The 23,044-nt window shown below is 70.5% G+C and carries 23 protein-coding genes and 1 riboswitch; of the genes, 8 read left to right on the top strand and 15 right to left on the bottom strand.

Annotation, left to right across the window (positions count from 1 at the left end; all coding sequences use genetic code 11):
* Positions 1 to 40 precede the first annotated feature (40 nt).
* Positions 41 to 4,042 (bottom strand): ATP-dependent RNA helicase HrpA, encoded by a 4,002-nt coding sequence (gene hrpA / locus AC1DWJ_RS18385; protein ID WP_477621609.1) that lies wholly within the window; start codon positions 4,040 to 4,042, stop codon positions 41 to 43.
* 128 nt (positions 4,043 to 4,170) lie between these two features.
* Here hrpA and AC1DWJ_RS18380 point away from each other — a divergent pair, with 128 nt between their 5' ends.
* Positions 4,171 to 4,830 carry a class I SAM-dependent methyltransferase gene (locus AC1DWJ_RS18380; protein WP_457253070.1) on the top strand — a complete coding sequence of 220 codons (660 nt, stop codon included), beginning with the start codon at positions 4,171 to 4,173 and terminating at the stop codon, positions 4,828 to 4,830.
* 4 nt (positions 4,831 to 4,834) lie between these two features.
* On the top strand, positions 4,835 to 6,142 hold the full coding sequence (locus AC1DWJ_RS18375; RefSeq protein WP_457253072.1) for a hypothetical protein: 1,308 nt from the start codon (positions 4,835 to 4,837) through the stop codon (positions 6,140 to 6,142).
* 12 nt (positions 6,143 to 6,154) lie between these two features.
* On the opposite strand, the gene AC1DWJ_RS18370 is transcribed toward AC1DWJ_RS18375, so the two are convergent.
* From AC1DWJ_RS18370 to AC1DWJ_RS18360, 3 genes are all read right to left on the bottom strand, one after another.
* Positions 6,155 to 7,474 carry a bifunctional o-acetylhomoserine/o-acetylserine sulfhydrylase gene (locus AC1DWJ_RS18370; protein WP_457253073.1) on the bottom strand — a complete coding sequence of 440 codons (1,320 nt, stop codon included), beginning with the start codon at positions 7,472 to 7,474 and terminating at the stop codon, positions 6,155 to 6,157.
* Between the two features lie 153 nt (positions 7,475 to 7,627).
* A riboswitch (SAM riboswitch) is annotated at positions 7,628 to 7,743 on the bottom strand.
* A gap of 68 nt (positions 7,744 to 7,811) precedes the next feature.
* Entirely contained in the window at positions 7,812 to 9,041 is a 1,230-nt protein-coding gene (locus tag AC1DWJ_RS18365; protein ID WP_477621608.1) for a hypothetical protein, read from the bottom strand.
* Positions 9,038 to 9,331, bottom strand: coding sequence for a hypothetical protein (locus AC1DWJ_RS18360; protein ID WP_457253075.1), 294 nt, complete (start codon positions 9,329 to 9,331; stop codon positions 9,038 to 9,040). Before AC1DWJ_RS18360 ends, AC1DWJ_RS18365 begins: the two co-directional genes overlap by 4 nt.
* A 111-nt stretch (positions 9,332 to 9,442) precedes the next feature.
* Between AC1DWJ_RS18360 and AC1DWJ_RS18355 the strand changes: the two genes are divergently transcribed.
* Positions 9,443 to 9,880, top strand: coding sequence for a nitroreductase family deazaflavin-dependent oxidoreductase (locus AC1DWJ_RS18355; RefSeq protein ID WP_477621607.1), 438 nt, complete (start codon positions 9,443 to 9,445; stop codon positions 9,878 to 9,880).
* Positions 9,881 to 9,900: 20 nt separating this feature from the next.
* On the opposite strand, the gene AC1DWJ_RS18350 is transcribed toward AC1DWJ_RS18355, so the two are convergent.
* The 4 genes from AC1DWJ_RS18350 to AC1DWJ_RS18335 all read right to left on the bottom strand — a co-directional run bounded on the left by AC1DWJ_RS18350 (position 9,901) and on the right by AC1DWJ_RS18335 (position 14,974).
* Positions 9,901 to 10,332: a hypothetical protein gene (locus AC1DWJ_RS18350; protein ID WP_477621606.1), complete on the bottom strand. Its 432-nt coding sequence runs from the start codon at positions 10,330 to 10,332 to the stop codon at positions 9,901 to 9,903.
* Positions 10,325 to 10,918 carry a hypothetical protein gene (locus AC1DWJ_RS18345; protein WP_477621605.1) on the bottom strand — a complete coding sequence of 198 codons (594 nt, stop codon included), beginning with the start codon at positions 10,916 to 10,918 and terminating at the stop codon, positions 10,325 to 10,327. Before AC1DWJ_RS18345 ends, AC1DWJ_RS18350 begins: the two co-directional genes overlap by 8 nt.
* 68 nt (positions 10,919 to 10,986) lie before the next feature.
* On the bottom strand, positions 10,987 to 12,576 hold the full coding sequence (locus tag AC1DWJ_RS18340; RefSeq protein ID WP_477621604.1) for an RNA polymerase sigma factor: 1,590 nt from the start codon (positions 12,574 to 12,576) through the stop codon (positions 10,987 to 10,989).
* 166 nt (positions 12,577 to 12,742) lie between these two features.
* A complete protein-coding gene (locus tag AC1DWJ_RS18335; protein WP_477621603.1) occupies positions 12,743 to 14,974 on the bottom strand; it encodes an MMPL family transporter in 2,232 nt (743 codons plus the stop codon).
* Between the two features lie 222 nt (positions 14,975 to 15,196).
* On the opposite strand from AC1DWJ_RS18335, the gene AC1DWJ_RS18330 reads away from it, so the two are divergent.
* Positions 15,197 to 16,012 (top strand): TetR/AcrR family transcriptional regulator, encoded by an 816-nt coding sequence (locus AC1DWJ_RS18330; protein WP_457253084.1) that lies wholly within the window; start codon positions 15,197 to 15,199, stop codon positions 16,010 to 16,012.
* Positions 16,013 to 16,044: 32 nt separating this feature from the next.
* Here the strand turns inward: AC1DWJ_RS18330 and AC1DWJ_RS18325 are convergent, their stop codons facing one another.
* The gene (locus AC1DWJ_RS18325) at positions 16,045 to 16,248 is read right to left on the bottom strand and encodes a DUF4177 domain-containing protein (protein ID WP_457253086.1); all 204 of its coding nucleotides are present in this window, start codon (positions 16,246 to 16,248) and stop codon (positions 16,045 to 16,047) included.
* Positions 16,249 to 16,315: 67 nt separating this feature from the next.
* Positions 16,316 to 16,744 (bottom strand): hypothetical protein, encoded by a 429-nt coding sequence (locus AC1DWJ_RS18320; RefSeq protein ID WP_457253087.1) that lies wholly within the window; start codon positions 16,742 to 16,744, stop codon positions 16,316 to 16,318.
* Positions 16,745 to 16,959: 215 nt separating this feature from the next.
* Here AC1DWJ_RS18320 and AC1DWJ_RS18315 point away from each other — a divergent pair, with 215 nt between their 5' ends.
* A complete protein-coding gene (locus tag AC1DWJ_RS18315; protein ID WP_457253089.1) occupies positions 16,960 to 17,259 on the top strand; it encodes a hypothetical protein in 300 nt (99 codons plus the stop codon).
* 150 nt (positions 17,260 to 17,409) lie between these two features.
* Positions 17,410 to 17,634 carry a hypothetical protein gene (locus AC1DWJ_RS18310; protein WP_457253091.1) on the top strand — a complete coding sequence of 75 codons (225 nt, stop codon included), beginning with the start codon at positions 17,410 to 17,412 and terminating at the stop codon, positions 17,632 to 17,634.
* Between the two features lie 71 nt (positions 17,635 to 17,705).
* On the opposite strand, the gene AC1DWJ_RS18305 is transcribed toward AC1DWJ_RS18310, so the two are convergent.
* The 5 genes from AC1DWJ_RS18305 to AC1DWJ_RS18285 all read right to left on the bottom strand — a co-directional run bounded on the left by AC1DWJ_RS18305 (position 17,706) and on the right by AC1DWJ_RS18285 (position 21,523).
* Positions 17,706 to 18,167, bottom strand: a complete 462-nt coding sequence (locus tag AC1DWJ_RS18305) for a hypothetical protein (RefSeq protein WP_477621602.1) — start codon at positions 18,165 to 18,167, stop codon at positions 17,706 to 17,708.
* A gap of 422 nt (positions 18,168 to 18,589) precedes the next feature.
* A complete protein-coding gene (locus tag AC1DWJ_RS18300) occupies positions 18,590 to 19,195 on the bottom strand; it encodes a DUF6318 family protein (RefSeq protein ID WP_477621601.1) in 606 nt (201 codons plus the stop codon).
* A 114-nt stretch (positions 19,196 to 19,309) separates the two neighbouring features.
* The gene (locus AC1DWJ_RS18295) at positions 19,310 to 19,771 is read right to left on the bottom strand and encodes a hypothetical protein (RefSeq protein ID WP_477621600.1); all 462 of its coding nucleotides are present in this window, start codon (positions 19,769 to 19,771) and stop codon (positions 19,310 to 19,312) included.
* A gap of 416 nt (positions 19,772 to 20,187) precedes the next feature.
* Complete coding sequence (locus AC1DWJ_RS18290; RefSeq protein ID WP_477621599.1) at positions 20,188 to 20,802, bottom strand: DUF6318 family protein; 615 nt, start codon at positions 20,800 to 20,802, stop codon at positions 20,188 to 20,190.
* A 106-nt stretch (positions 20,803 to 20,908) separates the two neighbouring features.
* The gene (locus tag AC1DWJ_RS18285) at positions 20,909 to 21,523 is read right to left on the bottom strand and encodes a hypothetical protein (protein ID WP_477621598.1); all 615 of its coding nucleotides are present in this window, start codon (positions 21,521 to 21,523) and stop codon (positions 20,909 to 20,911) included.
* Between the two features lie 119 nt (positions 21,524 to 21,642).
* On the opposite strand from AC1DWJ_RS18285, the gene AC1DWJ_RS18280 reads away from it, so the two are divergent.
* The gene (locus tag AC1DWJ_RS18280; RefSeq protein ID WP_477621597.1) at positions 21,643 to 21,975 is read left to right on the top strand and encodes a TfoX/Sxy family protein; all 333 of its coding nucleotides are present in this window, start codon (positions 21,643 to 21,645) and stop codon (positions 21,973 to 21,975) included.
* A 16-nt stretch (positions 21,976 to 21,991) separates the two neighbouring features.
* Complete coding sequence (locus AC1DWJ_RS18275; protein WP_477621596.1) at positions 21,992 to 22,990, top strand: peptidase; 999 nt, start codon at positions 21,992 to 21,994, stop codon at positions 22,988 to 22,990.
* Positions 22,991 to 23,044: the final 54 nt, after the last annotated feature.

Genomic DNA, 23,044 nt, shown 5'->3' with positions numbered 1-23,044 from the left:
GTCGGGGCCCTCGTCCGTCGCGGGTGCAGGGGCGCCCGGCTCAGCCCAGGGCGCCGATGGCTGCGCGGATCCGCTTCTCCGACACCGGGTATGCCGTGCCGAGCCCGTTCGCGAACAAGCTCACCCTCAGCTCCTCGACCATCCACCCCACGTCGCGGACCGGCGCCGAGCGCCGCTCGACGACGGGCAGGGAGTCGAGCAGGTCGGCATACGCGATCTCGACCCGGTCGACCACCTCCTGGTTCGCCGCGTCGCGGGCCAGGGCGGTCGGCGACGAGGGCGCCTTCTCGAGCCGCTGGAGCATCGCCTTGAGGTAGCGGCGCAGGGCCGGCAGGTGCGCCAGCCCCGTGTCGGCCACGAAGCCGGCGTAGACGAGGCTGTCGAGCTGGGCGCGCACGTCCGCGACGAGCGCGGAGGTGGCCGGCGCCGCAAGGCTGTCGAGCCGTACCCGGACCTCGTTGGCGGCCGACAGCACCGGCTCGACCTCGGCGACCACGGTCAGCACCCGGGTCGCGACGTGGGTCCGGACTGCGGCGAGCACCTCGCCGAAGGCGGCGGCGTCACGGACACCCCCACCGCTGGCGGCTCCACCGACCGGGCGTTCGAGGACGATCGCATCGACCGCGCAGGCGAGGGCGTCCTCCAGCAGGGCAGGCACCGAACCGTGGGGGTTGTTGCCGAGGGCCAGCTTCTGCGCGTTGCCCAGCGAGGACAGCACCCGCTTCCACGGTGCTGTGGTGTTGAGCAGCAGGAGCCTGCGCACGCCCAGGACGGTCGCGGCGTCGGCCTCCCGCTCACCGGTCATCACGACCAGGTCGACGGCGTCGCCGCGGTCGACGAGGGCTGGGTAGCCCTGAACCGTGCGGCCACCAGAACTCGACTCGAAGGTGCGCGGCAGATCACCGAAGTCCCACTGCCGCAGGCCCTTTCGCTCGACTGCAGCGCCGGCGCGTGACATCCGCCGTTGGACCTGTCCGGCGAGCTCGTCCTGCAGCCGGGCCAGCTCCTTGCCGCTGCCCAGCACCCGCCCGTTGCCGTCCTCGACGGCGAACGTGATGCGCAGGTGGTCGGGGACGCGCTCGTCGGCGAACTGCTCCGCGGGCACGGCGATCCCGGTGCGGGCGTGCAGCACCCGAGCGAGCTCGTCCGCCAGCCTGCGTCCACCGCCGGGCTGCGCCTGCGCCAGGGCAGCGGCGGCATGGTCGGGGGCCGGCACGAAGTGGACGCGAGTCGCCTTCGGCAGCGACCGCAGCAGGGCGGTCGCCAGCTCTTCGCGCAGGCCGGGCACCTGCCAGTCGAACCCGTCGTCGGTGACCTGGTTGAGGACCTGCACGGGGATGTGGACCGTCACGCCGTCGGCCGCCGCGCCCGGTTCGAACTGGTAGGTCACCGGCAGCTCGATCCCGCCCTGGGTCCAGCTCTTCGGGTAGTCACGGGCCGAGACGCCCTCGGCGGTGTCGCGGGTCAGCAGCTCCTCGGTGAACGTCAGCAGCTGTGGCGTCTGCCTGCGCGCGTCCTTCCACCACCGGTCGAAGTGGCGCTGGGAGACCACCTCCGCCGGGACCCGCGCGTCGTAGAACGCGATGAGGTCCTCCTCGTCGACCAGGATGTCGCGTCGGCGGGCGCGCTCCTCGAGCTCTGAGAGTCGTTGCAACAGCGTCTGGTTCGCCTTGAAGAACTCGTGGTGGGTGTCCCAGTCACCCTCGACGAGGGCGTGCCGGATGAACAGGTCGCGCGACTCCTCGGGGCTGATCCGCGCGTACTGCACGGTGCGCGCGGCCACGAGGGGCACGCCGTAGAGGGTGACCCGCTCGGTGGCCACGACAGCGCCCTGCTTGCGGGACCAGCGCGGCTCGGAGTAGGTGCGCTTCACGAGATGGGTGGCGAGCCGCTCGGCCCAGACCGGGTCGATCCGCGCGTTGCTGCGGGCCCACAACCGGGTGGTCTCGACCAGCTCGGCGGACATCACCCAGGTCGGCTGGCGGCGGAACAGCGTCGAACCGGGCGAGATGCCGAACCGCGCGCCCCGGGCACCGAGGTAGTCACGCTTTGCCTCGTCGCGCAGACCGATGTGGGACAACAGCCCAGCCAGCAGGGCCTGGTGGACGAGGTCCGCGTTCGGCGGCTCCCCCGGGGCGGACGTCGCCGACCTCGGGTCGATGTCGAGGTCCTGGCAGGCCTTGCGGAGCTGGCTGTGCAGGTCCTGCCACTCCCGGACCCGGAGGTAGTGCAGGAACTCCGTGCGGCACATCCTGCGGAAGGCGCTGTGCGACAACGCCTTCTGCTGCTCCTTGAGGTAGGCCCAGAGGTTCAGCAGCGAGACGAAGTCGGAGTGCTCGTCACGGAACCGCGCGTGCGACTGGTCGGCCTGCGTCTGCTTGTCGGCGGGGCGCTCCCGGGGATCCTGCATCGACAGCGCGGCGACGATGATGAGGACCTCGCGGGCGCAGCCGAGCTTCCCCGCCTCGATCAGCATGCGCCCCAGGCGCGGGTCCACGGGCAGCCGGGCCAGGGCCCGTCCGTATGCCGTGAGCCGGCGTCCCTCGCGGCGCCCACCCCGGGCCCGTGGTCGGCCGCCCTCGGGCACTGCTTCCGTCCCCGCCGGCCGCTCCGACTCCGCCGCGTCCGGTGCCGAAGGGTCCGCCATGGCGAACGCGCCCAGCTCCTCGAGCAGGCGCACCCCGTCGGCGACCTGCCGCGCGTCGGGCGCGTCGACGAACGGGAACCGGCCGACGTCGCCGAGACCCAGGGCGGTCATCTGCAGGATGACCGACGCGAGGCTCGTGCGCTGGATCTCGGGCTCGGTGAACTCCGGCCGGGCGAGGTAGTCGTCCTCGGAGTAGAGCCGGATGCAGATGCCGTCCGCGAGCCGGCCACAGCGACCGGCACGCTGTTTGGCGCTGGCTTGCGAGATGGCCTCGATCGGGAGGCGCTGCACCTTGGTGCGCTGGGAGTAGCGGGAGATGCGCGCGGTGCCGGCGTCCACGACATACCGGATGCCGGGGACGGTCAACGACGTCTCGGCGACGTTGGTGGCCAACACGATCCGGCGCCCGCTGGCCCGCCCGAAGACCTTGTGCTGCTCCGCGGCGGAGAGCCGCGCGTAGAGCGGGAGCACCTCGGTCTGGGGCAGCTTCATCGACTCCAGTGCGTCGGCCGTGTCTCGGATCTCGCGCTCCCCCGACAGGAACACGAGGATGTCGTGACCGGTGCCGTCGGCGGCGCGCTCGGTCCACAGCTCCTCCACCGCCTCGCAGACGGCGGTGACCTGGTCACGCTCTTCGGCGTCGGGTCGCTCCGGGTCGACGAGCGGGCGGTAGCGGACCTCGACGGGGTAGGTGCGGCCCGAGACCTCGATGATCGGCGCCGGCTCGTCTGCGATCGTCGAAAAGTGCTCCGCGAAGCGTTGCGGGTCGATGGTCGCCGAGGTGATGACGACCTTGAGGTCGGGGCGCTGCGGAAGCAGCTGCTTGAGGTAGCCGAGGATGAAGTCGATGTTGAGCGACCGCTCGTGGGCCTCGTCGATGATGATCGTGTCGTACTTGCGCAGCAGCCGGTCGCGCTGGAGCTCGTTGAGCAGGATGCCGTCGGTCATCACCTTGACGAGCGTGTTGTCGCTGCTCTGGTCGGTGAAGCGCACCTGGTACCCGATCGCCCCCCCGAGCTCGACCTCCAGCTCCTCGGCGATCCGTTCAGCCACGGAGCGTGCAGCGATGCGGCGCGGCTGGGTGTGCCCGATCAGGCCGGCCCGCCCACGCCCGACCTCGAGGCAGATCTTGGGCAGCTGGGTCGTCTTCCCGGACCCCGTCTCCCCCGCGACGATGACGACCTGGTGGTTCCGGATCGCTGCCGCGATGTCGTCCTTGCGCGCCACGACCGGGAGGTCCAGCGGGTACTTCAACTCGGGGACCGGGATGTCCTGCCTCCGAGGCGCCGCTCGCTGCCGCGCTGGTCGCTGCCCAGTGGGTCGCTGCCCCTCCGGCCGCTTGCGCCGACCCCGGTTCCGGGCAGCACGGGGCTGCGGAGAGTCGGCGGAGGACATGGCCGCAGCATACGTTCGGCGTGCTCTCCCCGCGGACGAGGCAGGAACGACCCTTCCTCCTCTAAGGTGACCTGACGATGAACACCCGGTGAACATCTCTCCGCACCCCAAAGACGAGGTTTCCTCCTGTGACATCCCCCGACCTGTCGCCCGAGGCCGCGACCAGCGACCGCAGCGGCTACTGGAACGACTACTACGCCGCCAGGGCAGCCACTCAGCGTCCGCTCCCCTCCCAGTTCGCGGCCTTCGTCGCGGGTGAGCTCCAGGGCCCTACCCGCGTCATCGAGCTCGGCTGCGGCAACGGCCGGGACTCCCTCTTCTTCGCCTCCTACGGTCACGACGTCACCGGCGTCGACGGCTCGCAGTCCGCGGTCGCCGCTGCCAGCGCCACCGCCGAGGCCAATGGGGTCAAGGCGAACTTCCTCGTCTCGTCGATCGACGACCCCGCGCTGCCCGAGCGGCTCGGCGCCGCGTCCGGGCCACTGACGATCTACGCCCGGTTCTTCGTCCACGCGATCACTGATCGCGAGGAGCAGGACTTCCTCACCCTGGCCGCCGGTCTCACCTCGCCCGGCGACCTGCTCGCCGTCGAGTACCGCACCGTGCGCGACCAGACCGGCGCCAAGGTGACCGGTGCGCACTACCGCCGGTTCGTGGCCCCTGCGACCTTCCAGGCCCGCGCCCTGAGCAAGGGGTTCGAGGTCACCTACGCCACCGAGGGCTTCGGCTTCGCCAAGTACCGCCAGGACGACGCGTACTGCGCCCGCGAGCTCTTCACCCGAGTGTGACCCGATGACCGCCGGCGCCCAGCCCCTGGCTGACCTCGAGGACATCATCCGGGCCGGCCGCGCCCTCTTCCCGGACCTCGATGTCATCGCACCCGACGGGCTGCTCGACCTGCAGCTCGCCCATGACGGGATCCGTCGGCTGCGGGTCGAGGGAGCCTCCGAGCAGTTCCTGCACCTGCAGTCGCTGGGCGTGGACACCACGAAGGGCTCCGTCGGACGACGGGACGCCAAGGTGACCACGAGCAGCTGGCACAAGAACTTCGGCGACGCCTTCAACTCGGTGCGACTGCTCGACGTCGAGCACCCGTCCGGCACGGCCCTGCACACCGGGGCCGACAGCCCCGGCTGGGTGGAGCTGGCGTTCAAGAAGCCGGTGGACCTGCGTCGGGTGCGCCTGCGCAACGTCCCAGGAGCCACCGCGCGGCGGCTCAGGGGGGTCCGGGTGCTCGTCGAGGGCCCGGCCGGGTGGGTCGTCGTCTACGACCACCTCGCCCGGGTGGACCAGCTGCGCCAGACCCTCGCCGCGCCCGCCAGCAACGGCGCGTCGGCCGAGCTCAGCGCCTTGCTGCCCATCCTCGGCGACACCTTCGGCGGCTTCTACGAGGAGGCCCGCAAGGCCCTCGACGCCCTGACCGACGTGCCCGACCAGCAGCGCTCGGCCTTCCGCACCGTGGTCACGCACGCCCTCCTCGCCGACCGGGCGATGGAGTGGACGGTCCACGGCCCGCAGCGCTGCTTCCGCTTCTGGACCGAGCAGGAGAAGGTCCGCTACGTCGGGTCCGCGGTCGAGATCACCGACGCGCTGGCCTCCCTCACCCCGCACGTCTGCTTCGGGTTCGGGGCGGCGCTGTCCGTGGTCCGTGACGGTGCACTCATCCCCCACGACGACGACCTCGACATCATCATCGCCTTCGACCCTCACGAGGCGAGCACGCTGGCCGAGGGTCTCGCCCTGGTCGAGCAGCACCTGCGGCCCCTCGGGTTCACGGTGACGGGCAACTTCTCGGCGCACCGCCACGTGCGCAAGCCTGGCGCGAAGCACGTCGACGTCTTCGTCGGGCTCTTCGAGGGCGACGTCGTGTCCTGGTATCCGGGTGCCCGGGGCGCCCTCACCCGGGACATGATGTTCCCGGCCTCGAGCGCTCCCCTGATGGGAGTCACCTGCCCGTTGCCCCGCAACCCGCTCGTCTACCTCGAGCGGTTGTACGGCACCGGGTGGCGGCACCCCGACCCGAACTTCCGGCACACCTGGGACCGGTCGGCCTACGCCGACCTCGCCGGTGGCCGCAAACCTGCGACCACCGGCAGCTGAGGCGGACGCGGGTCAGGCTCCCTTCGCGGCGATGAAGCCCTGCTCGAGGTCGGCGATGATGTCGTCGATGTGCTCGATCCCCACGGCCAGCCGGACCAGCCCCGGGGTGACGCCGGCCTTGAGGCGGTCGCCGTCCGGACCCTGCGAGTGGGTCGTCGACGCCGGGTGGATCGCGAGCGACCGGACGTCACCGATGTTGGCGACGTGGCTGTGCAGCACCAGCGACTCGACGAACCGTCGACCCGCCTCGACCCCACCGGCGATCTCGAAGGCGAGCACGGCACCGGCCCCTCGTGGGGTGTACTTCTTCGCCTTGGCGTAGGACTCGTGGTCGGGCAGCGAGGCCCACACGACCTGCTCCACCTGCTCGTGCCCCTGGAGGTACGCCGCCACCTTGTGGGTGTTCTCGAGGTGCCGCTCGAGGCGCAGGCTCAAGGTCTCGATGCCCTGCGCGATGAGGAACGCGTTGAACGGCGAGATGGCCGGGCCGAGGTCGCGCAGCAGCTGCACCCGGGCCTTGAGGATGAAGGCCAGGTTCGCGCCCAAGGGGCTGCCGACGCCGAGGTCACGGGCGAAGACGAGCCCGTGGTAGCTCTCCTCGGGCGTGTTGTAGTTGGGGAACTTCTCCGGGTCTGCACCGAAGTCGAAGGTGCCGCCGTCGACGATCACGCCGGCGATCGAGGTGCCGTGGCCGCCGAGGTACTTGGTGGCGGAGTGCAGGACGATGTCGGCTCCCCACTCCAGGGGCCGGATGAGGAACGGGGTGGCGATCGTGTTGTCGACGACGAGCGGGACGCCGGCCTCGTGGGCCGCGGCCGCCACGGCCTCGATGTCGAGCACCTCCGACTTGGGGTTCGAGATGGTCTCGCCGAAGAACAGCTTGGTGTTGGGCTGGACCGCCGCCTTCCACGACGCGATGTCGTTGGGGTCCTCGACGAAGGTCACCGTGATCCCGAACTTGGGCAGCGTGTGCTTCAGCAGGTTGAACGTCCCGCCGTAGAGGCTGGGGCTGGCCACGATGTGGTCGCCCGCCTCCGCGATGTTGAGGATCGCGAGGGTCTCGGCGGCTTGGCCCGAGGCGACGAGGAGCGCGCCGACGCCACCCTCGAGCGAGGCGACGCGCTGTTCGACCGCATCCTGCGTCGGGTTCATGATGCGGGTGTAGATGTTGCCGAACTCCTTGAGCGCGAACAGGTTCGCCGCGTGCTCGGTGTCCTTGAAGACGTACGACGTGGTCTGGTAGATCGGCAGGGCGCGGGCGCCCGTGGCGGCGTCCGGCTCCTGTCCGACGTGGACCTGGCGGGTCTCGAACGACCAGTTGGTGGAGCTCATCTCAGGTTCCTTCACTCTCGTGTGCCGCGGTGCGGCGTCGGGGCCCGTATGCCGGTGGGTCCCGATCGAGAGTGGCTGATCGAGCTGCTGGTGCCACCTCCACGGAGGGTGCACCGGCGACACCGCCGGAGACGGTGCGGGACACGTGGTGGTCTCCCGCGCTTGCGGCCGGCAACCGGTGCCGTCCGCCAGGTCTTCACCCGGGGCACCCCACCGCGGAGGAGGGTTGCCGGCCAGCGAGCCGGGGCTTGTCGCTGACACTCATGACCTACTCGGAGGGTACGCCGCGGCGGTGAGCGCCCGGCATACCCATCTCTCATCGCGGACGAGGTGGGACTCACCGGCCAGGGGTGCCGGAGCGCGCGTCACGCAGCCGCTTGGCCTCGCTCTCCTCTCGGTCGATGAGGTGGTCGCGCAGCACCCCTGCCGCCCGACCACCGGAGGACGCCGCCTCGGCACTCAAACCGGTCACCAGCATGGTGCGGGAGCGCGCCGGGTCGCGGGTGGCGAGCGCGAGGTCGTCGAACCACTTGACCCGGGCTGCGTGCTTGGCGCGCCCGACCACCTGCTCGGTGAGCCAGTGGGCGGTGGCCGCGGGAGAGCCCGCCCGGGAGAGGGCACGGGTCGGCCGGAACGGGCGCAGCGGGCGCTTGACCTCGGTGCGGCCCAGCTGTCGGAGCTCCGCGGCGGTCGCGAGCCGCAACCGCTCGCCGACGTCGTAGCGCAGCAGCCGGCGCTCGGTGCGGGTGGCGGCGGCCCGGGCTGCGGGGTTGGTCGCGAGCGCACCCCGCTTGAGGACGGTGGACGCCCGCCCGGTGGCCATCGCGCCCGCGGAGAGGCCGATCGACGTCCAGTCGCCGTCACCGTAGGCGACCTTCACCGACGCGTCGGCGAGCAGCTTGGTCGCGCCGGCGACCCCGGCGACCACGCCGAACGCCTTGGTGGGAGGGGTGGGCAGGAGCGCGATCGACCCGGCCACGTCTTCGACCCCACCGGCTGCCCGGCTGAGGCCGGTCAGGGTGTCGTAGGCGCGCGAGTCGGCAAGACCGTCCTCGACGAGCCGGTGGAGCACCGCGGCGCACTGGCGGTCGGCCTCGAGGAACTGGCGCCAGGCCGCGGCGTGCCGGCGTTCGGCGTCCTGCGCCCGCTCCAGCTCGGCGACCTCCCGGCAGTGCAGCGCCACGGCGGTGGCGCGCTGTGCGGGGTCGGCGGACTGCTCGGCCTCGACCCGGGCGGTGCCGAGCGCCACCGCCCGCGGGTAGGCGATCGTGTGCTCGGTCACGGCTGCGCCGACCACCTGCTGGGCGTGTTCGAGCGCGGCAGCCAACGGACGGAGGGCGGCAGCGGAGACGCCGTGGCGGCGTCCCACCGAGACCAGCAGGGAGGCGGCGGCCTGTGCGCGCGCGGCGAAGGCCTCTCCGGCCGGGCTCTCCCAGGCGACGTCGGGACCGGCCAGCCCGCGCAGGACCTCGGCGCGGGTCAGGAGCAGCTCGCTCTGCACCTGCAGCCGGTCGGCCAGCGCCCGCACGGTCGCAGGATCGCCGTTCAGCGGCCGCAGGACGGTCATCGGGGAGCGGCCGGCTCGAGCCACCCGCCGACCTCGAGGTCCACCACGGCGTAGAGCCGTCCGGCGTTGGTCACGCGGCCGGCCAGGTCGTCCAGCTCGCGACCGAGCAGCTGCCGCTGGTGCTCGAAGTCCCCGAGCACCGACGCGAGCGCCCCCGCGGTGTCGCCGGGACCGAGCGCCCAGGCCTGCTCGGCGGCGCTGGTCGCCTGCCACTGCAGGTCTGCGGCGACCTCGGTGAGGGAGCGGCCGAACGCGACGAGGATCTCGGGGTCCACCTCGATGCTGGTCATCCACCGAGGGTAGGCGGGCGTCGAGAGCCGCCCGTCAAGTTGTCCACAGGCCACTCGGCCACCCTGAGGGGCGGTCGCGCGGGCGTCAGGGAGGCATGTTGGGATGGGCCCATGACCATCACCGGCGACTACGCAGCCAGCCCCACCAAGTGGGTCCGCACCCAGGTCGAGAAGATCGAGGCGGCGGGCACCACCCGGGCCGTCGACATCCAGGGGCGCCCGGTGGTGCTGCTCACGATGGTGGGCGTCTCCGGCAAGGTCCGCAAGGTGCCGCTCATGCGGGTCGAGCACGACGGCGTGTATGCCGCGGTGGCCAGCCAGGCCGGCGCTCCCGAGCACCCGAAGTGGTACGCCAACATCCGCAAGAACCCGGTGCTCGACGTCCAGGACGACGACCGCACCTGGACCGTCCGCGCCCGTGAGCTCGAGGGGGCCGAGCGGGACGAGTGGTGGCCGCGGTGCGTCCAGGCGTTCCCGCCCTACGCCGACTACCAGGTCAAGACCGACCGGCTCATCCCGGTGTTCGTGCTGGAGCCGGTCGAGGCCTAGCGGGCTGCTACACCGTGCTGCTACACCGTGCTGCGGGATCGCGCGGTGTGCCGCAGCCAGAGCAGTCCGAGCACCGGTAGGACGAGCGGCACGAACCCGTAGCCCGAGCCGAAGTGCGACCACACCGTCTTGTCGGGGAAGGCGTCCCTGTCGAGGTAGGACGCCAGCCCCACCACCAGCACGCCGACCAGCTCGACGCTGATGGCGACCAGCGCCACCCGGCGTGAGGTGCGGTCTTCCCGGGCGAGCGCCACCGTCGCCACGACGTAGATGACCGCGGCCAGCGCCGACAAGAGGTAGGCCAGTGGTGCGCGGGAGAAGTACTCGGTGATCTGGAGCACCGACCGGCCGGTGGCGGCCAGGGCGAGGAGGCCGTAGACGGCCACCAGCACCACCCCTGGCCCCGAGCGGGTGGGGCGAGGGGTCTGTGCCTCGGTCTGCTGGTCAGCCACCGAGGTTCCAGATCTGCTGGAGCCGCGCGGTCATCACGGCGACCGCGAACGCCCCGACGGCGACGACCCCCATGGCCCAGCGAGTCTTCTCCTTGAGCGCGAGGAAGACCGCCGCTGGAGGCACGAAGGGCAGCGTGATCGCGTAGGCCGCGAAGGTGGCCTGTTCCGCACTGTCGCCGGGGACGCTCCCGAGGTGCGCCAGGGCGACCACGAGCTGGACGACGAGTCCGAGCTCGACGACCGCGGCCACGAGGAGGAGGCGGTCGTCGACGAGACGCCGGCGCGCGGCATACCCGGCGGCGACGGCGAGGAGCACGACGGATGCCACGAGCAGCACGACGGTCAACGGGTAGAGCACGGCGGGAAGCCTACGCGAGGGCGGTGCCGCACCAACGCAAGGCACCCACCGGCTGACGTGGCGCGATCGGGCCGAGGTGGTCGAGGTGCTCGCCGGCGCCAGCAGCAGGTAGGCCTGGGCAGCAAGCAGCACCACGATCGCCACCCACTGGCCCGGAGCCAGCTCGACGCCCGAGCGGACCCGGTCGAGGACGACGAGCCCGACCTGCAACATGACGATCCACCCCATGGTGACCAGGGCCAGCTGGGCGTACTGCAGCGACTCTGACTACGTGGTCTCCACCGCCGGCACGAGCGCTAGCCGCCGCTCGGAGCGCCCTGGCCGTTCCCGTTGCCGGCACCGGTGCCCGGGGCCGTGCTGGTGCCCGACTTCTTGCCCTGGGTGGTCGAGGTCTCCTGGCTCTGCGTCGCCTGGGAGGTGGGCTTCCCCTTGGTCGCAGGCGCAGACTTCGTGGGGCTGACTGGTGTCCCTTGTGCCGTGTGGGTGCTGCCGGTCGAGGCCTTCGTGGTGGTCTTGCTGGCGGGCTCGCCGGTGCCCCGGTCGGTGGGCTTGCCCGTGCCCTGGTCGGTGGGCTTCCCCGTGCCGGGTTGGGCCGGCTTGGTGCCGTCGGAGGTCGTCGGGGCGCCGTGCGAGGGCTTCGCGGCGAGTGCCGTCGCGCAGTAGGCCTGGACGTTCTCCGGCCCACCGGCCGCCGAGGACAGGTTCCGGAACGCCACCGAGTGCTCGCGGGCGGTGCCCTTGGCCTTGTCAGTGGACCACGCGCGACAGAGCCCAGCGGCCGCGCTGCTCGTGGCAGAGGGGCCGACCCCGGCGGTGGGCGACGTCACCGGCTGGCGGCCGGTGGAGGAGCCCCCGCCGCGCGCGCCGGGGGCGGGCGCGCCGACGGCGTCGTGCATGGCCTGCTGCACCGGGGTCGGGAGGACACCGACGTAGGCCGCGGCACTGAACCCACCGATGGACGCAAGGGACAACGACAACGCGGTCACGGTCAGGGCGGCCGTGCGCGACCGGCCTGCGACGCCCGCGCCGCGGGCTCCCGTGCGGGCCCGGGTGTCGACGGTGCTGGGCGCCCACCGACCGCCGGAGGCGCTCCCCTGGGTGCTGCGAGGTGCGCTGCGCGCTCCGGTCCGGGAGTCGATCAGGACGAGGCCTGCGGTCCCAGGGCGGGCGGACCGTTGGCGCGCGGCGGCTCGGCGACTGCTGGTCCCCACGGCGAGGACCTTGACCTTGTCCGCGTTCGTGCGGGACAGGACCTTGCGGAACGCGCCGACGGCGACGCTCTCGTCGGCGAGCTCGGCGCGCGACGGCGGAGCAGCCAGCGACCAGGACACCAGCTCGGCCCCGGCGCCCAGACGCTCGAGCGCCCTCGCCTCGGCCCGCTCGACGTCGTCCTCGTCGACACCGACGACGCTCGCCACGGCGCTCGGAGGAAGCCCGGCGCCGAGCCGCAGCACCACGACCTCGCCCTGTCCGAGCGGCAGGTCGCGCAGCGCAGTGAGGGTGTCGGAGATCCCGCGGTGGGTGGGGTCCACGGCGTCCTCTGGTTCGAGGACCTCTTCCAGGTCGATGTCGCCGTCCCCCTCCACCAGGAAGCCTTCGTAGCCGGTCGCCGAGCCCCAGGTGCGCCGCAGAGTGCCCTCCTCGGCACGCTGGCGGGCACAGGCCAGCACCCAGACGCGCCAGTCGGTCTCGTCCCCGGTGAAGCCGGGGAGCGCTCGCACGACCGTGACCCAGCCTTCGCAGGCCTCGTCGTACGGGTCGTCGTGCCCGACCACCCTCAGGTAACGGACCATGGCCGGGTTGGCATCACGCCACAGCCGGACGAAGGCATCTTCTTCGCCGGCTTGGGCGGCGCGCATGGTTCGCGCGAAGTCGGTACCCAGCACCCTCCCAGTATCGAGGCGAACGGCTCCCGTCCCCTCATACTTTCGGACCGAGTCGAAACTCCATCATTCACTCGATTTCGTGCTCAACGACCAGCCGCGCGGCCGACCTGGTGGTCGGTCGCGCGGCTGGGGTTCCCCGACGGTTGCCGGGCTGGTGAGCGGCTCGTCAGGGTGCGGGTGCGAGCTCGGGGGTCGGCAGCACGCGGACGGGTGCCGCGACCGGCTCCTCCCGGTGCCCGTGGCGGTCCCACCAGCGGGCCAGCGGCCCGGGGGCGTACCAGTTGGCCCGACCCAGCAGCCGCATCGTCGCGGGGACCAGCAGCGCCCGCACCACGGTGGCGTCGAGCAGGACGGCGACCAGCATGCCGACCCCGATCATCTTGATGAAGATGATCCCGCTCGTCGCGAACCCGCCGATGACGACGGCCAGCAGCAGGGCGGCGCTCGTGATGATCCGGCCCGAGCGCTGCACCCCTGCCGCGACGGCCCGGGTGTTGTCGCCGGTGCGGTCCCACTCCTCCCGGACCCGGCTCAGCAGGAACACCTCGTAGTCCATCGACAGCCCGAACAAGATCGCCAGCATGAGGATCGGCTGTGTCACGTCGAGGTAGCCGGGCGACGTGAAGCCGAGCAGGCCGGAGAGGTGCCCCTCCTGGAAGATCCAGGTGACGACCCCGAACGACGCAGCGATCGACACCGCGTTCATCACGATCGCCTTGAGCGGCAACACGATCGACCCGAAGGCGACGAAGAGCAGGACGAGCATGACCAGCGCCACGGTCAGGGCCATCCACGGGAGGCGGTTGCCGATCGAGTCGATCAGGTCGACGGCGTCGGCCGTGGGCCCGCCCACCAGCGCGGTGCTGCCCGGTGGGGTCTCGACGGCCCGGATGCCGTGGACGACGTCCTGGCTGGCGGAGGTCTGGGAGTTCCCCCTCCAGGTCGCCTGCACGAGGGTGAGCGGCGCGCCGTCGACGGCCTTGCTGGCCACCGCCTGCGCCTGGGTGACGCCGTCGACGCCCTGCAGCTGGGTGACGTAGGCCGCCGTGGCCGCCTGGTCCGCCCCGCGCAGCATGATCGACGCGGTCGACGTCTCGCCACCGAACAGCTCCGCCTGGAGGTCGGCGGCCTGGCGGCTGGGCGAGCTCACCGGCAGCACGCGTTCGTCCACGCTCCCCCACGTCGCCCCGAGGAACGGGCTGCCGAGGGCGAGGAGACCGATGACGATGACGACCAGGTAGGCGACCGGGCGCCGCATGACGCTGTGCGCGACCCGCGCCCAGGCACCGTGCACGACCTCTTGGTCGGCCCCGTGCAGCTCATCCGGGGTGCGGGCGTCGGCGAGCCGGGCCCGCGAGCCGCGGCGCCACGGCATACGACCGAACTCGATGCGCGGACCGAGCACGCCCAGCAGCGCCGGGAGCACGGTCAGGGCCGCGACCATCGCCACGAGCACCGCAGCCATGCCGCCGTAGCCCATCGAGCGCAGGAAGTTCTGGGGGAAGAGCAGCAGGGAGGCCAGCGATGCGGCCACGATCAGCCCCGAGAACAGCACGGTGCGGCCGGCCGTGGTCATGGTGCGGACCACTGCGGAGCGCACACTCTCCCGCGAGGTGTCCGGCGCGAGCGCGAGCTCCTCCCGGAACCTGCTGACGACGAAGAGCGCGTAGTCGATCGCCAGTCCCATGCCGAGCAGGGTGATGACGTTGATCGAGAAGATCGACACGTCGGTGACCCCGGTGATGAGCCGCACGACGGCGAAGGCTCCCATCACGGCGATGCCGCCGACGAGGGTGGGCATCAGGGCCGAGACCAGGCTGCCGAAGATGAGCAGGCTGAGGAGGAACACGATCGGCAGCGAGATCGACTCGGCACGGGCGATGTCCTCGGACACCTGCGTGTTGACGTCGCCGAACACGGCCCACCGACCGCCGACGCTCGTGCTGAGGCCGGGGGCGGACAGGTCGTCCTTGACGGCGTCCCAGTCGTCGCTCTTCTCGTCCTGGGTGGCGCCGGCCAACGTGATGACCACGCGGGTGGCGTGACCGTCGGTGCTGACCAGCCCCGGCGACTGGGTGGCGTACCAGGTGACCGTGCCCGCGACGTCGCTCGCAGGCAGCGCGGCCAGCGTGTCGGTCACGGCCTTCTCGAAGGCGGCGTCCTGCACCTTCATCGTCGGGCTGGAGTAGACGACCACGAGGTCGGTCTCGCGGCCCGGGAAGGTCGCCTGCTCGAGGGCGAGCTCCTTGGCCGAGTCGGTGGCCGGGTCGTCGAACCCGCCGTTGGAGAGGCTGCCGAACACCCCGATCCCGTATGCCGCGGCGACCAGCACCACGGCCAGGCCACCGAGGAGGACGGCCCAGGACCGTCGGGCGACGAACTGACCCCACGTCTTCATGCGAACCACACCTTCATCTGAACCACGTCCTTGCTACCCCACATCACGAATGTTTACGCCAGTAACAGTGATGGGTGTAAACTAACTTGTCAAGGGTTCAGCCAAGGGTTCGTGGTTAACTCTTCGTGACATCGATCCGAGCCCTTCGAGTCCGAGCCCACGAGCCCGAGCCCTTCGAGGCCCACAAGCCCCACAAGCCCCACAAGCAGGAGCAGAGTGCCCATGACGGCGGTTCCGACGCGGCGCGAGCGACAGCGGCAGGCGACCTTCGACGAGATCGTCGACGTGTCGCGCCGGCTGCTGCGCACCGGCGAGGACGTCTCGATCCGGGCGGTGGCCCAGGAGATGGGACTCACTCCCCCGGCGCTCTACCGGTATGTCGACAGCCACGCGGAGCTGCTCACCCTCGTGGCGCGGTCGATCTTCGAGGACGTGGTCGCCGCGATGACGGTGGCTCGTGACGACCAGGCGGCGGACGACCCGTCGGCGCAGGTCGTCGCGGCCTCGGCGGCGTTCCGGGCGTGGGCCCTGCGCAACCGCACCGAGTTCCAGATGGTCTTCGCGTCGGGCGAGCTGATGCAGTCGGACGAGGCAGCTCGCGCCAAGAAGACCGCGCTGATGACCTCACTCGCCGACTGCCTGCCCGACGACTCGGGCGTGCACCTGTTCGCGGCGTTCTTCAGCGAGATCTTCGGGCGGCTGTGGGTGAAGTACCAGTTCGCCGTCCCGACCGACGACGAGCTCGACCCTGCACTGCTGGAGATCCTGCGCAGCGAGATCAAGCCGGACGAGGTCACCGACGGCCTTGGATCGCCCACCCCGGGGATGGTCTGGATGTTCGAACGCGCGTGGGCCCGGCTCTACGGCACCGTGACGCTCGAGGTGTTCGGGCACGTGCACCCCGCGATGATCACCACCGGCGCGCTCTTCACCGCGACCATCCTCGACATCGGCGCGGACCTCAACATCAGCGACGAGTGGCCGCGGCTGCAGGCCGTTGCGAGGGCCGAGGCGGAGCGCATCCCCGCCTCTTCCTGACGGTCCGAAAACGTTCAGGCGGGAACACTCGCTCAGGCGGGTCGCTGCCGCTCGAAGGTCACGAGCACGCCCTCGGTGCCTCCCGGACCGATCCGGCCCTTCACCTCGACGGCCGTCACGGACTTCGCCTGCCAGCCCTTCTCAGCCCATTCGTTGAGGACCTTCTCCAGCTTGTCCGCCGACATCTTGCCGCCGATCAGGCCTTCGCGGACCTGGACCACCTTGTACTCGTACATGGCCGCAGCCTAGAGCCCGCCGTCGCCATCCGGGCCTGGTCTGCAACGCCGGGTGGACGCCCTTCAGTCAGCTGGCCCGGGTGAGTGGCTCGGGGAGCGCCTCGACGCCGTCGGGTGACGCGAGGTAGAAGCCGAGGAGCCGCACCCCGTGTCGCCGACACGCCTCCACGGTCTCCTGGTGCCAGGCGCGGTCGTTGTCGGTGGGCATCAGCCCACGCCGGCGGCCGCGCCCGACCAGCACCGCACCATGGTCCGCACCGATCATCGGCAGCAGGAGGTCAAGGACGGAGCGCAGGTCGGTGGCCGGCGCGTCGGACGGCAGGTCGGACAGCACGATCGGCTGCACCCCGCGGTCGGCCTCGTCGCACAGCATCAGCGCCAAGGCGCCCCCGCGGCGTTGGTCGAGATCGAGGATCAGGTCGATGACGTTGCTCTGGATGACGTTGTCAGTCAACGGAATCGAGCGCGCGTCGGGCGGAAGGTCGTGGTAGCTCATAGTCCGATGCTGCCGCACCCGACGCCCACGTCCGGAAGTTATCCCCAGCCGGACTGGAGGATGCGGCGCAGGCGAAAGACGCCGTGCGTCTTGACGTAGCCCACCTGTGATCCAGTCGTGGGGGCGGGCAAGCGGAGCCGCGTCTAGTGAAGGTGCACCCTTACGTCCTGCCGCGACTCGTGCCGCCGTCGGTCGTCCGCGCTAGCGTGCCAAGCGTGACCCTCGACGAGATCGACGAGTACGCCACGTCGCTGGCGGGATGCAAGCGCAAGGGCCATCCCGGACGGGTCGCGTGGTACGTCGACGACCGTCTCGTGGTCCGGCAGGACGAGCCGGGGACCGTGCTCGTGAGGGTGGGCTTCGAGGACCGCGAGAAGCTGTTGGATGACCACCCCGACACGTTCGGCTTGCCGCCGCGGTGGGAGAAGCACATGAAGGTGCAGGCCGACCTCGACGGCGATGCCGACGCGATCCGCACCGCGATCCGTCTCGCGTGGGCTATGCAAAAGCGCTGATCAGCCTGCTTTCGTCGTGGGCAGGTGGCCTGTTCAGCCGACCACGATCCCACCGGTTCACCCTGTTCGGTCAGCTTCACCTCAGACGAACGGAGGGGGTGCTCGCCATTGCGAGGCTGATCGCCGGGACCCGCTCATAGCGTGCTCTTCGTGGACAGCCCCCTCATCACCCCCGACCGCACCCACGGTGCGCAGCTCGCCAGATGCGTCTGCGGAACCTCCCTCGACGAGGGCGTGCACCGCACCTGCACCGGTGACGCGGCGGTCCAGCACAGCGCCCGCGTGGAGGACAACGCCAACCTGCTCCTCAACCGGTTGCGCGCCATCGTGCTCATGGGCACCCTCGACGGCGAGCTCCGCCCGCTGTCCGTCTGACCCGGACCGGACACTCACCCGGTTCGCTCGAGGCCTCCTGCGTTGGTTGCTCTGTGGGTCTGCACTGGGGCTCAGTGCGCCACCAGGCGGGCGTGGGCCGTCTTCACGGTGAGGGTCTCGGCGGTGCCCCGGATGGTCACGTCTCCCGGGATGTCGATCCACTGGCCGCCGTTGACGCGGAACTGGCCGGAGTAGGTGACGTCCGCCCGGATCGTGAAGTCGCCGGCGCGGGGGTAGCTCTTGGTGATGTCGCCCTCCGGGTAGGGACCGCCGAGCGAGGTGGTCGCGCCGCTCGAGGAGCCGTCGCCGTAGTCGTAGGTGATGCTCTTGACCTTCGGCCGGATCTCGACCCGGAACCCGGCCATTCGCGCGGGGTCAACCCGGTCGATCTCCCCCGGCTCGTACCCGCTCCGCGGCCAGCTGGTCTGGAAGTACGTGGGCAACCTGACCAGGGTGACGTTCCCCCGAGGCTCCACGCCGAGGGTGGGCTTGGCGAAGTCCGTGTCGTGGAACGCGGCCAGCACCATGGCCATCGTCACCCTCGGTCGAGCCGGGCCGGGCGCATCCTCCGGGAAACAGGTTGAGCCGTATTGGACCCAACGGCCCGATGGCACCCCGTCAGCGTTCACCGTTCGCCGGAACAGCCGAACGCTCGGGCCCAGCCCCTGCTCGGGGGTGTTCCCGGCGCACGCCAACGCCGCATCTCGGCAGAGGTCATCAGGGTTGGCAGAATCCGGGCTGTTGTTGCCGCAGTCCGCGACCGATGCGTACTCGAATCGTGGCCCCGCCTTTGCCGCGGCCGCATCAGCCCGAATCTCCTGCAACTCGTGGCGGTCCTTGACCGTGACCTTCGCCCCGCCTGAATGCCAGTCTCCACTGGTGTCAGCGGCCGCTTGCGTGCACAAGAGTCCCGAACTGAACACAACGAGCAGGCTTCCCGCCAGCAAGCGTCCAATCATCCCATGTCGAAAAGCCACCAGCGTCCCCCCTCCCACACCAGCTTGGCGTCCCCAGAAAACCTCTTCTCGTGATCCGTCGACACGACATTGCCTTGCTGGTCAACAATATTGACCTCATGCTGCTGAATGACCGCGTGCACTCGCTCTCCGGTCCCGTCCGCCACTGCTGAGGTTGAGAGCATCGTGGACGGGCGTCGTTCGTAGCGATGCCCCTTGCTGACCAGACTCGCAGCGGTCGTTTCGAACGAGCGGCACGCCAAACAGTCTGGGAGGCCCAGGTCTCTGATCAGGCCCGTCTCGGGAGTAGTCCAGGCTTTCGAGACCTGATCCATGAAGAACCGCACGAAGGCTTCCGCTCCGGCTTTGGTGTGGGCTCTTGCTGCGGCGGGGATCTGTACCGCTGCAGAGGTCGTGATGGTGGATGTCGTCGTGGTGATGGGCGGGGACGAGCTGGGCAACGCGGTTGGCGTCCCGCCCGTCACCGCCGTGCCGGTGCCGGTCGCCGGCGGGTCCTCCGCACCGCCGGTGCAACCAGTCAGCACACCCACCCCGCACGCGACAAGCAGGCTGAGCGCGACGGCATACCCGTGCTTGGAACTCACCCGCGGACTCCCCTTCGACCACTCAGTCAACTCGAACGCACGTCAGTGTAGGCAAACCCGGGCATCCGAAGCGGTCGCTGTCCACACCCCCGCACGCCCGAGCCCCCGACAGGCTCAGTGCGCCACCAGGCGGGCGTGGGCCGTCTTCACGGTGAGGGTCTCGGCGGCGCCCCGGATGGTCACGTCTCCCGGGATGTCGATCCACGGGCCGCCGTTGACGCGGAACTGGCCGGAGTAGGTGACGTCCGCCCGGATCGTGAAGTCGCCGGCGCGGGGGTAGCTCTTGGTGATGTCACCCTCCGGGTAGGGACCACCGAGCGAAGTCGTCCCACCGCTCGAGGAACCGTCGCCGTAGTCGTAGGTGATGCTCTTGACCCTCGGCCGGATCTCGACCCGGAACCCGGCCATTCGCGCGGGGTCGACCCGGTCGATCTCCCCCGGCTCGTACCCGCTCTGCGGCCAGCTGGTCTGGAAGTACGTGGGCAACCTGACCAGGGTGAGGTTGCCGCGAGGTTCCACGTCGAGGGTGGGCTTGGCGAAGTCCGTGTCGTGGAAGGCGGCCAGCACCATGGCCATCGTCACCCTCGGTCGGGCAGGGCCCGGTGCATCCTCCGGGAAACAGGTGATCCCGTACTGAACCCACGGACCGGTCGGTGACCCGGCGGCGTTCACCGTTCGCCGGAACAACCGCACACTCGGCCCAAGCCCCTGCTGCGGCGGATTGCCGATGCAGTACTGGACTGCCGTGGTGCATAGGTCGTCGGGATTCACGGAGTCAGGTCGGTTGGATCCGCAGTTGGCGACTGATGCATAGGCGAATTGCTGAGCCTTTCCAGCTGCGACCCCAGCCTCGGCTTTGATTGCCTGCATTCCCGATCTGTCGAACAGGTTCATCTGAGCGCCGTCTTGCGTCGTGTTTCCCCACAGGGCTGAATCAGCCAGAGCCCCTCCCGCGCTGAGCTGTGTTGCGAGCCCCGCGATCAGGGCAGCCTCTACTGTGCGATGCCAAAGACGAGCCACTTGTCCCCCATCCATTTCAGCGATGTGGTCCGCGCGAGCTTGGCCTCGGGATCCGTTGAGACCTTCGTGCCGGAGGCATCAACAACGTCGGCAAGGTTTTGGACCAGTTGCAGGCGGACAAACTGTTGCCCGGCGGGGGCACCATCGATGGCTTTCACGCGCGACACGCTCACCGGTTCTGTCGCATAGTGGTGGCCTTTCGCCTTCAGCTCCGCCACCGCGCCCTGCAGCGCACCGCAGGACTTACAGGATGGATCGCTGAGAGCCGGCAGAATTGAGATGTCCGCCGTCATGCTCGCAACGTTCGATTGTTCAACGAAGAACCGCACGAAGGCTTCGGCACCGGCTTTGGTGTGGGCTCTGGCCGCCTCGGGGATCTGCACGGCGGCAGAGGTCGTGATGGTGGATGTCGTCGTGGTGGTGGGCGGGGACGAGTTGGGCGACGCGGTTGTCGTCGCGCCGGTCACCGCCGTGCCGTTGCCGGTCGCGGGTGGGTCGTCCGCCCCGCTGGTGCAACCAGTCAGCGCACCCACCCCGCACGCGACCAGCAGGCTGAGCGCGGCGGCATACCCCTGCTTGGAACTCACCCGCGGACTCCCCTTCGACCACTCAGTCCACAAAGCTCCGCGGGCGCCGTCCCTGCGACACCCATCATCGTTCCGATGACCAGCATGGCAGTCCCGAAGGTTCTGCTCAGCCCATGTCCCACAGAAGCCATCTGTCCCCCTGCCACATAGTCATGGCCGTCACGGCGATGGGTTTCCGTGGGTCAGTACTGACCACTTTGCCCGAGCGGTCGACAATGTCGACGCGCTGCTGAACGCCGATGATTCGAACCCGCCGACGCCCCTCCTTCGTCACCCCGCCGAATGCCGTGACCTTGGTGAAGAGCGCTGGAGCCTTGGCGTACCGATGGTGCTCCGCGACCAGCTCAGTTGCCTCCATCTCGAAGCCCTTGCACGACAGGCATCCCGAGTCGCCCAGGGGCGGCAGCAGCCCTGACTGCGGTCGTGTCCAAGCGACATTGACCTGCTCCAGGAAGAACCGCACGAAGGCTTCGGCGCCGGCTTCGGTGTGGGCCCTGGCCGCCTCGGGAATCTGTACCGCTGCGGTGGTCGCCGGCGTGGCTGACCTCGTGGTGGTGGGCGGGGACGAGCTCGACGACGCGGTTGTGGTCACGCCCGTCACCGCCGTGCCGTTGCCGGTCGCGGGTGGGTCGTCCGCCCCGCTGGTGCAACCAGTCAGCGCGCCCACCCCGCACGCGACCAGCAGGCTGAGCGCAACGGCATACCCCTGCTTGGAACTCACCCGCGGACTCCCCTTCGACCACTCAGTCAACTCGAACGCAGGTCAGTGTAGGCAAACCCGCGCATCCGAAGTCTCGCTGTCCACACCCCTGGACGCCCGAGCCCCGACAGAATGACGGCATGGCGTATGACGAGCGGGTGGCACAGCGGATCCGGGACCTGGTGGTCGGCGACCTCGACGTGACCGAGAAGAAGATGTTCGGCGGGCTGGCCTTCCTGGTCAACGGCAACATGTCGGTCGCCGCGAGCAGCAAGGGCGGGCTGATGGTGCGGCTCGACGAGGACGAGGCGGAGCAGTTGCTCCAGCGCGAGTCGGTGCGCCCGTTCGAGATGCGCGGGAAGGCCATGAAGGGCTGGCTGCGGGTCGACGACGCCGGTTTCGAGGGCGACGACGACCTGCGCGAGTGGGTCGAGCGCAGCGTGGAGTACGCCCGCACGCTGCCGCACAAGTAGGCAAGGGGCTGGCGGGGTGCGCGACAGCGACGGGATCATGGTGGTCTCGGTGCCGGACGGCTCGGTGTGCCGTTGTGGGGAGCAGATGGGCGCCGGGGAGCGCGCTGGTTTCGATCCCGCACGGGACGAGGTCATCTGCCTGCACTGCCTGGCTGACCGGCGTGCCGGCCGGCCTCAGGTCCTCCAGCGACACCAGCCGAGTCCGACACCGGTCCCGGCCCACTACCCCGGCGCGTGGGTCCCTGGTCCGCCCTCTCCCCGCCCGTCCGGCACACCGGGCACCCTCACGACCGTGCTCATCGCCGCCATCCTGGTCGCACTGGTGGGCGGCGCTGTCGCGTTCCGTGCCGTGGGGCTGGTCCCCAGCACCGCGGCGAGGGCGTACGACGACCCGACCGCCTACGTGTTCATGAACACGACCTCACGCGGGGCGCCTGTGACGTGGGACCCGTGCCTGACCATCGAGCTCGTCGTGAACAGCGCCGCTGCGCCCGAGGGGTCCGACACGCTCCTGGCCGAAGCCGTCGAGCGCGTCAACGCCGCGAGCGGCCTGCACCTGCACATCGCCGGTCCCACGACGCAGGTCCCCCGACCCGCGAAGAGCGCCCGCGACCTGACCAATGGCCTCCCGGGCAGCGCGCGCGCACCCGTGCTCATCGCCTGGACCACGCCGGACGTGGTGCCTGGCCTGAAGGGCTCCATCGTCGGCCTGGGCGGACCCGTGCACCGGCTCGCGAACAGCCTCGATCGGGACCGGTACGTCGGGGGTTCGGTTGACCTCGACGGGCCGCAGCTCGCCGAGATCCTGCTCCGTCCCAACGGCCACGCCCAGGCGCGGGCTGTCGTCATGCACGAGCTGGCGCACCTCGTCGGCCTGACCCACGTGGACAACCCCACCCAGGTGATGGTCGCCGCTAACGGCACAGCCACGGAGTTCGCTAGGGGCGACCTCGCGGGCCTGGCCGCGCTGGGCTCGGGTGGGTGCCCCTACGACCTCACACCCGACTCGCCCTGAACCAGCAGCTGAGCTGGCCTGCCAAAACGCAGGCTGAGCCGGCACGCTGACGGC

The sequence above is a fragment of the Pedococcus sp. P2_D7 genome (genome assembly GCF_056404295.1).
Note: the sequence above shows the minus strand (reverse complement) of the source record. Positions and strands in the feature narration are given on the sequence as shown.